General features: G+C 72.8%; 9 protein-coding genes. All 9 read right to left on the bottom strand.

Going from position 1 to position 13,014, the window contains the following annotated elements; genetic code table 11:
- Window position 1: 1 nt before the first annotated feature.
- Entirely contained in the window at window positions 2-1,117 is a 1,116-nt protein-coding gene (gene ftsZ / locus ACLJN9_RS10465; RefSeq protein ID WP_410810956.1) for a cell division protein FtsZ, read from the bottom strand.
- A gap of 244 nt (window positions 1,118-1,361) precedes the next feature.
- Window positions 1,362-2,180 carry a cell division protein FtsQ/DivIB gene (locus ACLJN9_RS10470; RefSeq protein WP_410810957.1) on the bottom strand — a complete coding sequence of 273 codons (819 nt, stop codon included), beginning with the start codon at window positions 2,178-2,180 and terminating at the stop codon, window positions 1,362-1,364.
- A complete protein-coding gene (gene murC, locus ACLJN9_RS10475) occupies window positions 2,177-3,742 on the bottom strand; it encodes a UDP-N-acetylmuramate--L-alanine ligase (protein ID WP_410810958.1) in 1,566 nt (521 codons plus the stop codon). Before murC ends, ACLJN9_RS10470 begins: the two co-directional genes overlap by 4 nt.
- Window positions 3,739-4,845: an undecaprenyldiphospho-muramoylpentapeptide beta-N-acetylglucosaminyltransferase gene (murG, locus tag ACLJN9_RS10480; protein WP_410810959.1), complete on the bottom strand. Its 1,107-nt coding sequence runs from the start codon at window positions 4,843-4,845 to the stop codon at window positions 3,739-3,741. Before murG ends, murC begins: the two co-directional genes overlap by 4 nt.
- Complete coding sequence (locus tag ACLJN9_RS10485) at window positions 4,845-6,251, bottom strand: FtsW/RodA/SpoVE family cell cycle protein (RefSeq protein WP_410811435.1); 1,407 nt, start codon at window positions 6,249-6,251, stop codon at window positions 4,845-4,847. Before ACLJN9_RS10485 ends, murG begins: the two co-directional genes overlap by 1 nt.
- Before the next feature lie 422 nt (window positions 6,252-6,673).
- The gene (mraY, locus tag ACLJN9_RS10490) at window positions 6,674-7,804 is read right to left on the bottom strand and encodes a phospho-N-acetylmuramoyl-pentapeptide-transferase (RefSeq protein WP_410810960.1); all 1,131 of its coding nucleotides are present in this window, start codon (window positions 7,802-7,804) and stop codon (window positions 6,674-6,676) included.
- On the bottom strand, window positions 7,801-9,204 hold the full coding sequence (locus ACLJN9_RS10495; protein WP_410810961.1) for a UDP-N-acetylmuramoyl-tripeptide--D-alanyl-D-alanine ligase: 1,404 nt from the start codon (window positions 9,202-9,204) through the stop codon (window positions 7,801-7,803). The genes mraY and ACLJN9_RS10495 overlap by 4 nt, the downstream gene beginning before the upstream one ends.
- Window positions 9,201-10,724 (bottom strand): UDP-N-acetylmuramoyl-L-alanyl-D-glutamate--2,6-diaminopimelate ligase, encoded by a 1,524-nt coding sequence (locus tag ACLJN9_RS10500; RefSeq protein WP_410810962.1) that lies wholly within the window; start codon window positions 10,722-10,724, stop codon window positions 9,201-9,203. The genes ACLJN9_RS10495 and ACLJN9_RS10500 overlap by 4 nt, the downstream gene beginning before the upstream one ends.
- A gap of 91 nt (window positions 10,725-10,815) precedes the next feature.
- Window positions 10,816-13,014 carry a peptidoglycan D,D-transpeptidase FtsI family protein gene (locus ACLJN9_RS10505; RefSeq protein ID WP_410810963.1) on the bottom strand — a complete coding sequence of 733 codons (2,199 nt, stop codon included), beginning with the start codon at window positions 13,012-13,014 and terminating at the stop codon, window positions 10,816-10,818.

A 13,014-nucleotide genomic window follows, 5' to 3' on the forward strand; every position in this document is an offset into this window, starting at 1 on the left:
CTCAGGACCCGTTCTTGAGGAAGTCGGGCACGTCCACGTCGTCGAAGAGCACCCGGCGCGGCGACTGGGTCGGCGGCGGCGTGGTGAGCGGCGTCGGGACCGGAGCGCTCGGCGGTGCCGGCTGGTTGGTGTTGGTCTTGCGTCCCGGCTCGGCCGCCTTGTACGCCGGCGTGCCCCCGTCGAAGCCCGCCGCGATGACCGTCACCCGCACCTCGTCGCCGAGCGCGTCGTCGATGACGGCACCGAAGATGATGTTCGCGTCCGGGTGGGCCGCGTCGGTGACCAGCTGGGCCGCGTCGTTGATCTCGAACAGACCCAGGTCGGAACCGCCGGCGATGGAGAGCAGCACGCCGCGCGCGCCGTCCATGCTCTGCTCCAGCAGCGGGCTGGAGATGGCCGCCTCGGCCGCCTCGACCGCGCGGTTCTCGCCACGGGCGCTACCGATGCCCATCAGTGCGCTGCCGGCACCGCTCATGACGCTCTTGACGTCGGCGAAGTCCAGGTTGATCAGACCCGGGGTGGTGATCAGGTCGGTGATGCCCTGCACTCCGGAGAGGAGCACCTGGTCGGCGGTGCGGAACGCGTCCATCATGCTGATGTTGCGGTCGCCCAGCGCCAGCAGCCGGTCGTTCGGGATGACGATCAGGGTGTCGCACTGGTTGCGTAGCTCGTCTATTCCCGTCTCTGCCTGCACCTGGCGGCGCTTGCCCTCGAAGGAGAACGGTCGGGTCACCACGCCGATGGTCAGCGCGCCGAGCTTGCGGGCGATGTTCGCCACCACGGGCGCGCCGCCGGTGCCGGTGCCGCCGCCCTCACCGCAGGTCACGAAGACCATGTCGGCGCCCTTGAGCACCTCTTCGATCTCGTCGCGGTGGTCCTCGGCGGCGTTCTTACCGACGTCCGGGTTGGCCCCGGCGCCCAGCCCGCGGGTCAACTCGCGGCCGACGTCGAGCTTCACGTCGGCGTCACTCATCAGCAGCGCCTGGGCATCGGTGTTGATCGCGATGAACTCGACGCCCTTGAGCCCAACCTCGATCATCCGGTTGACGGCGTTGACGCCGCCACCCCCGATGCCGACGACCTTGATGACCGCCAGGTAGTTGTGCGGAGGTGTCATCTCCGGTCCTTTCCCTTCGAGATTGGCTTCGGCCGACCAGGTACGGCGTGGCCTGCCCAGCGGCCGACGACAGCTGTAACCGCGAGGATCAGAGCTGAACCCTCACCCTCTACTAGAGGCTTACAGTTATGTCAACCACTGATCCTCTTCGGGGCAACGTAAGCGCCGCCGCGCGATGAGCCAAGGACCTGCCCGGCGTGTCGCCGACCGGAGCGCGATGAGTGAGGTGCGGCACGTTCTCCGGTCAGCGGAACGTCACCACGTCCGGCGCGCTCACGTCGATCCGGTCGGTGTCCTCACCGAGCAGGGCCGTGGCCACCTTGGCCTTGTCCGTACCCCGGGTCGCGTCACCCCAGACGACCGTCCGGTCCCCGCGCAACAGCAGGCTGATCCGCGCCAGCCCCTCCACGCTCACCTCCACCAACTCGGCGCGCAGCTGCGGGGTCAGCGCGACGAGCACCTCCAGGGCGGCCCGGGTGCCCGGGTCGTCGGCGGCCGGCTGACCCACCCGCACCAACGGCAGCTCGGCGGGCCGCCGGGGCACCGTCTGGAAGGCCACCCCGGTCCGGTCGACCAGCACGAACGTCTCCCCCTGCGGCACCGCGGCCACCGGGGCCCGCTCGGTCACCCGAACCACAAGTGCGCCGGGCCAGTCCCGGGACACCGTGGCCCGCTCCACCGGCGCCAGCGTGCCGACCCGGCGGGCGGCGGCGGCCAGATCGACCCGGGCCAGCGGCACACCGTCGGCCACTGCGACCGCGTCGCGCACCTGCACCGGGGTGACCAGACCGGCACCCTCCACCCGCACCTCGCGGACCCCGAACAACCCGGTGCCCAGCACCGACCAGGCGACCAGCCCGGCCAGGGCGAGCACCCCGGCGGCCACCGCCCACGGCAGGGCCGCGCGCATCCGGCGCTGCCGGGCGCGGGCCATGAACCGGCGGGTCGACGGCGGCACCGCGTCGCTGCCCGCCCGGACCAACTGCCAGCGCCGGACCGGACCGCGTCGCGCGGCGCCGCCGTCGGCCGCGCTGGTCCGCCCTCGGGCCGGGCCGGGGCTCATCCGGCGGTGGGCGCCGCGCCGTCCGGTGCGGCGGCGCCACCGAGGGCCGCGCCGTCGCCACCGGCGGTGGCGCCTCCGGCCACCGGGCCGCCGATCGCCGAGGTGGTGGTCACCGGGTCGACGGTCGTCGTCGGCGCGGAGCCGGCGGAACGTGCGAGAAGTGCGGCCAGCAGCTCGTCACCCATCAGCGAGATCGGCGGGGCGCCCATGGTCACCACCACGTCCCCGGCACGGGCCCGGCGTGCCACCTCGACCGGCGCGTCCTCCCACGAGTCGACGAAGACCTTCCGCTCCGCGGGCAGCGCCACCGCCTCGATGAGCGCCGCCGAGCCCTCGCCCGGCTGACGCAGCTCACCCGGCCCGAAGACCTCCAGCAGCACCACCTCGTCTGCGATGGCAAGCGCCGCGGCGATCTCCGCCTGCGAATCGCGGGTGCGGTACAGCCGGTACGGCTGGAAGACGACGATCAGTCGCCCGTCCCCGGCCACCTCGCGCAACGTCTGGATGGCGAGGGTCATCGAGGTCGGGTGGTAGGCGTACTCGTCGTAGACCAACACGCCGTCCGCGACGCCCTTGCGCTCGAAGCGCCGCCGCACACCGGGAAAGACCGCCAGTGCGGCCTCCGCCGCCGGCAGGGGCAGGTCCAGCAGGTACGCGGCCAGCACCGCGGAGGCGCTGTTGAGGCCCATGTGCCGCCCCGGAACCGGCAGCCGGAACTCGCCCAGCGACCGACCGTCGATCGCGGCCAGGTAGCGCACCCCGCGCGCGGACGAGACCACCTCGGTCAACCGCAGGTCGGCGTCGGCCGCCTCGCCGTACGTGTGGACCCGCCGCCCCTCGGCGCGCAGGGTCTCCGCGAGCCGCCGGCCGCCCGGGTCGTCGGCGCAGGTGATGATGAACCCGTCCGGGTCGGTGAGCCGGGCGAACTCGACGAACGCCGCCTCCAGCGTCGCGTAGTCGCCGTACGTGTTGAGGTGGTCCGCCTCGACGTTCGTGATGATCGAGACGTACGGGCGGTAGATGAGGAACGAGCGGTCACTCTCGTCGGCCTCGACCACGAAGTGCTCGCCGGTGCCGTGGTGGGCGCCCGAGCCGACCTCGGAGATCTCCCCACCGATCACGAAGGACGGGTCCACCCCGGCCTGCTGCAGCACCATGGTCACCATCGAGGTGGTGGTGGTCTTGCCGTGGGTGCCGGCGACCGCCAGCGCCCGGCGGCCGGTCATCGCCGCGGCGAGCGCCTCCGAGCGGTGCATCACCCGCAGGCCGCGCCGGCGCGCCTCGACCATCTCCAGGTGGTCCTGCCCGATGGCGGACGAGTAGACGACGGTGTCCACGCCGTCGAGGTTGGTCGCCTCGTGGCTCATGTGGATCGTCCCGCCGAGCGCCCGCAGGCCGGCCAGCGACGGCCACTCCCGCAGCTCGCTGCCGGAGAGCGGGATGCCCCGGGTGAGGAAGAGCCGGGCGAGCCCGCTCATGCCGACCCCGCCCACCCCGATGAGGTGGATGGTGCCCAGGTCCTCCGCGGTGAGCGTGCCGGCCGGGGTGAACTGGGCGGTCATCGGGCCACCGCCTCGAGAACGAACGACCGCAGTGCCTCGTCGCCGTCGCGCCGCCCGTACGCGGCAGCTGCCGCGCCCATGCCGTACAGCCGCTGCGGGTCACGGATCAGCGGGATGACGGTGCGCTCCAGCCAGTCCGGGGTCAGCTCCGCGTCGTCGACCAGCAGCCCACCGCCGGCCTCCACGACGGGCAGCGCGTTGCGCTTCTGTTCCTGGTTGCTGTGCGGGTACGGCACGAAGATCGTGGGCAGCCCGATCGCGGCCACCTCGGCGACGGTCATCGCCCCACCCCGGGCCAGCATCAGGTCGGCGGCGGCGTAGCCCAGCTCCATCTCGGACAGGTAGGGCAGCGTCACGTACGGCACGGGCAGGTCGGTCGGGATCGGCACCGGCTCGTTGCGGGCGCCCATCACGTGCAGCACCTGCACGCCGTTGCGGGCCAGCTCCTTGGCCGCCCCGGAGACCGCCAGGTTGATCGAGCGGGCACCCGACGAGCCTCCGGCGACGAAGAGCACCGGCAGGTCGGGGCGAAGCCCGAGGTGGGCGCGGGCGGCGGCGCGCAGCGCGTACCGGTCCAGCGAGGCGATGGTGCGGCGCAGCGGCACCCCGACCACGGTGGCGTCGCGCAGCGACTCGGCCTGGCTCGGCTGGTGCGGGAAGCCGACCGCGATGTTCTTGGTGAACCTCATGCCCAGCCGGTTGGCAACCCCCGGCGGCACGTTCACCTCGTGGATCACCATGGGCAGCTCGCGGCGCCAGGCGGCCAGGTAGGCCGGCACCGAGACGTACCCGCCGAAGCCGACCACGGCGTCGGCGCGTACCTCGTCGATCACCTTGCCCGCGGCGCGGGCCGCGGTCCACATCCGGCCCGGGGTGCGGACCAGGTTGAGGTTCACCGACCGGGGCAGCTGGTAGGCCGGGATCTGCCGCAGGTCGTAGCCGTGCGGCGGGATCAGCTCGTTCTCCATGCCCTTGGGTGTGCCGAGGCAGGTGATCCGGACGCCGGGGTCGTGTCGGCGCAGGCAGTCGGCGAAGGCGAGCAACGGGTAGATGTGCCCCCCGGTGCCACCTCCCGCGAGTACCACCGAACGCAGCGGACCCATCAGCGTCTCCTCTCACTCGCCGTACCCGCGCGACTCCGGCCCTGCCGGACGCCGCGCGGCGCGGCCTGGTCGTCCTGTCGCCGCTCGCGGGACCGGGGCACGGACCCTCGGCCAGTCGGCGGCGTCGCCGGGCGGCGACGCCGGCCGGGAAGCGGCGGCAACGGGGCCCAGAGTAGTCGGACCCACCGGGCCGGCGGACGGGCATGCAGTGCTCTGGCCGCATCGGGTTCGGCGCGCGCGAAGGACGCCAGCATGCCGATCGCTGCCAGCGTCACGACCAGGGCACTTCCGCCGTCGGAGATGAACGGCAGCGGGACGCCGGTCAGCGGCACCAGGCCGGTGACCCCGCCGATGTTGATCACGGCCTGACCGACCAGCCACGCGGTCGCCGCAGCCGCGGCGAGCCGGCGGAACGGGTCCTCGACCCGCTGGGCGATGCGCAGCCCGGTGTACGCGAGCACCGCGAACAGGGTCACCACCACGGTGCAGCCGATCACGCCCAACTCCTCGGCGATGATGGCGAAGATGAAGTCGTTGTGCGCCTCGGGCAGCCAGTCCCACTTGAGGCTGCCCTTGCCGAGCCCGACGCCGAACCAGCCGCCGTGCTCGATGGCGTTGCGGGCCTGGACGAGCTGGTAGCAGTTGCCCTCGATGCACTTGGCCGGGTTGGACTGGTTGACGTAGGCGGTGAACCGGCCCAGCCGGTAGTTCTCGGCGTCTTTCGAGCCGGAGCCGGCGCCCAGGGACGCGGCGGCGACCAGCAGACCGACGCCGGCCAGGCCGACCACGGTGAGCACCGAGAAGACCCGCAGCCGTACGCCGGCCGCCCACAGCAGTCCGACGAGCAGCGCGAGCAGACAGAGCATGCTGCCCAGGTCGTTGTAGCCGACGAGCACGAACAGGAGCCCCACCACCGGGAACAGCGGTGTGGCCAGTTCCTTCCACCAGCCCAGCGCGGCGCCCTTGCGGGCCAGCACGTGCGCGCCCCACAGCACGAGCGCGAACTTCGCCACCTCGGCGGGCTGGATCTGGACCGGCCCGACGTAGAGCCACAGCAGCTTGGCGCGCAACGGGCCGAGCGATGTGACCTGGAACAGCGCATTCAACGCGACCAACGCGTTGAGGACGAGCAGCAACACCACGGCCACGCCCAGCGCGGGCCGGCCCAGCTGTCGGTAGGTGCTGGCGGGCAGCCGCTGACACGCCCAGAACGCCACGATGCCGATCCCGGCGAAGATGGCCTGCTTGGTCACCGAGGCGGAGGCGTTGCCGTCCTCGGCGTAGTCCTTGATGCTGGTGGCCGAATAGACCATCGTCAGCCCGATCAGCAGCAGCAGGCCGGCACTCGACAGCAGCAGGTAGTAGGAGGCCAGCGGCCGGTCCAGCAGGCCGCGCAGCGCGGCCAGCCCGCTGGCGGCGTCCAGCCCGCGCGCGGAGGCCAGCCCGCCGGGCGGGCTGCCGGCCGTGGACCCCCGCGACGGTGGTTCGGCCGCCGCCGGTTGGGTCGACCCGCCGGGTCGCGGCCCGGTGCCGCCGGACCCGGCTCCGGCGGCCGGACCACGCCTGGAACCAGGGCCCCGCACCTTCGCCGATCGCGTCCCGCCGGCCCCGTCGGTGTGCTGTTCCTCCCCCATCCGCCCATCATCACCGCTGGACGCGCAGGTGCCCGCCGCGACACTCCCCTCGGCGTGTCGTCCCGGCCCCCACCACACCCCCGCCCCGCCCCAACCGCAAGATCCGCGCAACAGCAGGGATGGTGCCGCCTCGGAACGAGGCGAGGCAGCAGTGGCCCTGACGTTGCGCGGATCTTGTTGCCGGCGTGCGCCGGTCAGGTCATGTTGGCGAGGAACTCGCTGTAGAACAGGCCCAGCGCGATGGCCACGCCGATGCCAGCGATGATCCAGAACCGGACCACGATGTTGACCTCGCTCCAGCCGGCCAGCTCGAAGTGGTGCTGCAGCGGCGACATCCGGAAGACACGTTTGCCGGTGGTCCGGAAGGAGATGATCTGGATCACCACCGACATCGTGATGATCACGAAGAGCCCGCCGATGATCGGCAGCAGCAGGATGGTGCGGGTGGACATCGCCATGCCGGCGATCAGGCCGCCCAGCCCCAGAGCGCCGGTGTCACCCATGAAGATCCGCGCCGGGGACGTGTTCCACCACAGGAAGCCCACACAGGCCCCCGCCGCCGCCCCGGCTATCAGCGCGATCTCCAAGGGGTCGCGGACCGAGTAGCAGTAGGACTGGTGCTGCGCGTAGCTCGGGTCGGCGCACCAGTGCCGGTACTGCCAGAACGCGATCAACGCGTACGCGGCGAGCACCATCACCGAGGCACCGGTGGCCAGACCGTCCAGGCCGTCGGTGAGGTTGACGCCGTTCGTCGCGCCCATCACCACGAAGATGAAGATGATCACCGCGCCGACCTTGCTGACCTGCAGGGCGTCGATGTCCCGGATGAAGCTCAGCGTGGTGCTGCCCACCGTCTCGGTGTTGGTCACCGCGCCCGACGCGTCGGTCATCGTGCTCGGGAAGTACAGCGCGACCACTCCGAACACCGCGCCGACCAGGATCTGGCCGAGCAGCTTGCCGCGCTTGTTCAGCCCCGCGCTGTTGCGCTTGCGGACCTTGAGGAAGTCGTCGATGAAGCCCACCGCGCCGGAGAACACCATCAGCCCCAGCAGCACCAGCGCGGTGATGGTCGGCTCCACCTGGGCGATCTGCAGGTCCGGCAGGGTGGTCAGCGCCAGGTGCCCGGCCACGTACGCGATCACCGTGGCCAGGATGAAGACCACGCCGCCCATCGTGGGCGTGCCCTTCTTGGTCTGGTGCATGGTCGGGCCGTCGGTCCGGATCGGCTGGCCGGCCTTGAGCTTGGTGAACACCTTGATCGCGATCGGGGTGCAGAAGAGCGAGACGAGGAAGGCCACCCCGACGGCGACGATGACCGCCCTCACGCGGTGGCTCCGTTCCCGGAACTGGCGTCGGCGCGCAGGGCGTCGGCCACCTCCCACGTCCGGTACCGGGAGCCCTTCACCAGGACGACATCGCCCGGCCGTAGCTCGCCCCGCAGCACCTCGATGGCCGCCGCCTGATCGGTGAGCAGCACCGACTCTCCTCCCCAGTTCCCTACCGCTGTCGCGCCTTCGTGGATCGGCGCGGCCGGCTCGCCCACCACGAGCAGCCGGTCGACACCCAGCTCGGCCGCGAGTTGGCCGACCTCGGCGTGGCCGTCGGACTCGAACGGGCCCAGCTCGGCCATGTAACCGAGCACCGCGACGGTACGCCGGCCCCGGCCGAGCGCGGCGAGCGCCTTAAGGGCGACCGACATCGAGGCCGGGTTGGCGTTGTAGGAGTCGTCGATGACGGTCACCCCGTCGGGGCGGTCGAAGACGTCCATCCGTCGGGTGGAGACCAGCCCCAGCGCGCCGAGCGCCGTGGCCAGATCGGCCAGCGGCATGCCCAGCTCCCGGGCGACCGCCGCCGCGGCGAGGGTGTTCCCGACCTGGTGACGGCCGGTCAGCCCGAGCCGCACCGGCGCACTGCCCTCCGGGGTGACCAGGGTGTACGACGGGCGCCCCCGATCGTCGAGCGTCACGTCCTCGGCCCGCACGTCGGCGTCCGGTGCCTCGCCGTAGCGGACCACCCGGGCCCTGGTGCGGCTCGCCATCGCGTCCACCCGCGGGTCGTCGGCGTTCAGCACGGCCAGGCCGTCGGGCGGCAACGCCTCGACCAGCTCCCCCTTGGCCAGGGCGATGATCTCCTGCGAGCCGAACTCACCGATGTGTGACGTCCCGACGTTGAGCACCACGGAGATCGTCGGCGGCACCACCTCGCACAGGTAGCGCACGTGCCCCACCCCGCGCGCGCCCTTCTCCAGCACCAGGTACCGGGTGTCCGGGCCGGCCTGCAACGCCGTGTACGGATGCCCCAACTCGTTGTTGAACGAGCCGGGCGGCGCCACCGTCGCGCCGAGCCGTGCGGTGAGCTGGCCGATCAGGTCCTTCGTGGTGGTCTTGCCGGAGGAGCCGGTCAACCCGACCACGGTCAGCCCGGGCAACCGGTCCACCACCGCGCGTGCCAGCCGGCCCATCGCGGTCAGCGCGTCGGCGACCAGCACCATCGGCACCCCGGGCACCTCACGGGTGCCGAGCACCGCCACCGCGCCGGACGCGATCGCCGTCGCCGCGTAGTCGTGCCCGTCGACCTTCTCCCCGGGGAACGCCACGAAGAGCGCGCCGGGCGCCACCTTGCGCGAGTCGAACTCGACCGGGCCGGTGACGGAAACGGTCGGATCGACGGCGACCAGCCGGCCGTCGACCGCCTCGGCCACCTCGGCCAGGGTCAGCGCGATCACCGCTGACCCGCCAGGTCCCCGAAGCGGGCCCGCAACGCGCCGGCCAGTTCGGTTCTGTCGTCGAACGGGAACACCTCGCCGTCCACCTCCTGGCCACGCTCGTGGCCCTTGCCGAGCAGCGCGATCACGTCGCCCGGCTCGCTCAGGCGGACCGCCTCGTCGATCGCGGCCCGCCGGCCGTCCACCTCGATGATCCGGGCGGCCGCGCCGGCCCGGTACGCCCCGGCGAGCACCTCGGCGCGGATCTCCGCCGGATCCTCGGTGCGCGGGTTGTCGTCGGTCACCACCACCACGTCGGCTCCCTGCGCCGCGGCGGCGCCCATCACCGGCCGCTTGCCCCGGTCCCGGTCCCCGCCGGCGCCGATCACACAGATCAACCGGCCGGCGCTCAGCTCGCGCAGCGCGGCCAACGCGGCCACGATCGCGTCCGACTTGTGCGCGTAGTCGACCACCCCGCGTACCGGCCCGACGACGTCGACAAGCTCGAGCCGGCCGGGTACGCCGCCGCAGGCGGCCACGCCGCTCGCCGCGGTCGCCGGGTCGACCCCGACGCCGACCAGCGCGGCGATGGCCAGCAGCGCGTTGGCGACGTTGTGCCGCCCGGGCAGCGCCACCCCGGCGGGCAGCGCCAGCCCGTCCGGGCCGTGCGCGACGAACCGCTGGGCGTACCCCTCGCCGTCCACGCCGTCGGCCCACCACGTCGCGTCCTGGTCGCCGGCCGCCGAGTAGCTGACCGTCGCCGGCTTGTACAGCGCCTTCAGCGCCGGATCGTCGTGGTTGAGCACCTCGACCGCACAGCGGCCGTCGAAGAGCTGCGCCTTGGCGGCGAAGTAGTCGGCGCTGTCGGCGTGGAAGTCCAGGTGGTCGGAGCCGAAGTTGGTGTAGCCGCCGACGGCGAAACGGACGCCCCCCACCCGGCCCATGGCCAGCGCGTGGCTGGAGACCTCCATGACCACCGCGGTGACCCCGCGCTCCCGGGCGGTCGCCAACATGGCGTGCAGGTCGGTCGCCTCGGGGGTCGTACGCACGCTGTCGACCACCAGGTCACCGAGCCGGGTCTCCACGGTGCCGATCAGCCCGGTGGTGTGCCCGGCGGCGCGCAGCCCCGACTCGATCAGGTACGCGGTGGAGGTCTTTCCGGCGGTGCCGGTCACGCCGATCACCGTGAGCCCCGCGGTCGGGTCGCCGTACACGGCCGAGGCCACCTCGCCGAGGACCGCGCGAGGGTCGGGCACCACCAGGGCGGGCAGACCGGTGCCCGCCGCCAGGTCGGCGCCGGCCGGGTCGGTCAGCACCGCCACCGCGCCGGCCGCTGCGGCGCCGATCGCGAACTCCGCGCCGTGCCGGCGGGCACCGGGCAGGGCCGCGTACAGGTCGCCGGGAAGGACCTCCTGGCTGGCGTGGGTGGCCCCGGTGACGACCACGTCGGCGGCGTCCGCCGGAAGGTCGGCGGCGAGCCGGACGGCGATATCGCCGAGCCGGACTCCGGTCACGGTACGTGGACGTGGATTGCCGGGCACGGCGTCAGACCCTACCCGGTCGTCCGGTTCCGGCCGTACAGCCGCCCCGGTGGTTCGTCGGCACTCACCGATGATGTCCCGCCGTTGCTGGTCAGCGCGGAAACACCACGAACTTGGGCGACCCAGTCGTCGACGGCGGTACACGGTAGTGACGCAGCGTGAACTGCATCATGTCGCGGAACGCCGGCCCCGCGACGGCGCTGCCTCCACCGTCCGGCGCGTACACGAAGACCGCGATCACGTAGCGGGGCTTCTCGGCGGGGGCCATCCCGATGAAGGAGGACACCTCGGCGGGCTGCTTCTTGCCGTTCACCAGCCGCCAGCCGGTGCCGGTCTTGCCGGCGACCCGGTAGCCGGGGACCGCGGCGGTCAGGCCGGTGGCGTGGTCGACGGTGGTGACCGCCTCCAGCATGGTGCGCAGTGCCGCCGCGTTCTGCGGACTGAGCACCGAGCGGGTCACCGGGGCCGGCGCGGGAGTCACCCGCCCGTCCGGGCCGATCGTCTCCTTCACCAGGTGCGGCTGGACGTAGGTGCCGTTGTTGGCGATGGCGTTGTAGGCGGCGGCCATCTGCAGTGGGGTCGCGTCGACGCTGTGCCCGATGGGCACCGACCCGTGCGAGGAGTCACTCCACTCGTCGGCCGGCAGCAACCGGCCGCTTGCCTCACCGGGCATGCCCTCGCCGGTGGGCTGGCCCAGGCCGAACCGTTTCTGGTAGTCGATCAACCGATCCGGGCCGAGCTTGTCGGCGATGGTGATGGTGCCGACGTTCGACGAGTAGGCGAGCATCCCGGGCACGCTCATCCGCCTGCCGTCCGCCGGATGGGTGTCGGAGAACCAGGTGTCACCCATCTTGATGGTGTTCGCGATGGGCAGCGTGGTGTCCGGGGTGATCACCCCTTCCTGCAGCGCCGCGCCGAAGGTGATGGCCTTGTGCACCGAGCCGGGTTCGACCACGAAGCTGGTCGCTGCGTCCTCTCGGGCGACCGGGTCGCTCGAGACCGGCTTCGCCGCGTCGTAGGTGGGATTGCTGGCCTGTGCCAGCACCTCACCGGTGGGCACGTCGATGATCACCGCCGCCCCGGTGCTGCCCGGGTGCGGCGCCAACGCCACACTGAGGATCTTCTGGCAGCGGTACTGCAGGTCGCGGTCGATGGTGAGCGTCATCGAGCTGCCCGGCTTGGCCGGCGTGGTCTTGCTGTAGCCACCCGGGATCGGCGCCGCGAGGTCACGGCGGCCGGCCTCGTACACCCACCTGCCGTCCTGCCCGGCGAGCAGGTCGTCGTAGCGGGCCTCCAGCCCCTCCAAACCGTCCATGTCCTGGCTGGTGAAGCCGATCAGGTTGGCTGCGAGGTCGCCGCCGGGCACCTCGCGCCGCTCGTCCCGGTGCACCCCGATGCCGGGCAGATCCAGGGCCATCACCTGCTTGGCGGTCGGGATCTCCACCCCCCGCGCCAGATAGGCGAACGTCGACCAGTTGCCGGTCTCCAGCCTGCGCGGCTTCATGAGCTCGCTGAGCTTCGACGCCGGAATGCCGAGCAGCGGGGAGAGCGCCTTGGCGGTGCCGGCCTGGTCCTTGATCAGGGTCGGGTCGGCGAACACGTACCGCGCCTCGATGCTGTGTGCCAGCGGGGCTCCGGTGCGGTCGTAGATCGCGCCGCGCGGCGCCGGCAGCTCGACCTTGCGGGTCCGGTCGGCGACGCCGCCTCCGGCGTACGCCGGGGTGTCCACGGCCTGGAGGAAGATCAGTCGCCCGCCGATGGTGGCGAACAGCGCCAGGGTGAGCACGGTGGCCAGGCGCAGACGCAGCCGCGGGTCGGCCAGCTTCGGCGGGCGTGGCGGCTTGCGGGACGGTCGCCGGGCTGCCGGTCGGGCCGCACGGCCGGGCGCGCGGGGCGTGGTCCGGCGGCGTGGCGGCGGCTCGTCGCCGGCCGGGCCGCGCGGGGTTCGCGGCGCGACGGTGCGCACGACCCCGCCGCGTCCCGCCGCCGGAGCGTCCCGCCGGCCGGAGCGGGCGGCGGCCCGACCACCGTCGAGGACCTGCAACGCCGGCCGGAACGGGTCGCCGGACCGGGTGCTGCGCGGGGTACGTCGCTGCTCGGCACCCCCGCTGCGCGCCGGAGTGCCCTCCCGGATGGTCCGGCCCCGAGGGGTGTACGCCCGCGCGCCGGAGATCCCTCCCATGCCCGGTTCCCCGGTACGTGGATCCGCGTCCGTGGCGCCATCGTCACGTGCAGAGCCGCGCCGGGACCCCGCGGGGTCCCGGCGCGGCTCGTCCGACCTCGGTGGCAC

It is taken from the genome of Micromonospora sp. 067-2 (assembly GCF_046549295.1).
In the GTDB taxonomy this organism is placed as follows: Bacteria; Actinomycetota; Actinomycetes; order Mycobacteriales; family Micromonosporaceae; genus Micromonospora.

Bases quoted from the DNA above. Each gene is read 5' to 3' on its own strand.
- ftsZ (WP_410810956.1), bottom strand. From the start codon at position 1,117: ATGACACCTCCGCACAACTACCTGGCGGTCATCAAGGTCGTCGGCATC.
- ACLJN9_RS10470 (WP_410810957.1), bottom strand. From the start codon at position 2,180: ATGAGCCCCGGCCCGGCCCGAGGGCGGACCAGCGCGGCCGACGGCGGC.
- murC (WP_410810958.1), bottom strand. From the start codon at position 3,742: ATGACCGCCCAGTTCACCCCGGCCGGCACGCTCACCGCGGAGGACCTG.
- murG (WP_410810959.1), bottom strand. From the start codon at position 4,845: ATGGGTCCGCTGCGTTCGGTGGTACTCGCGGGAGGTGGCACCGGGGGG.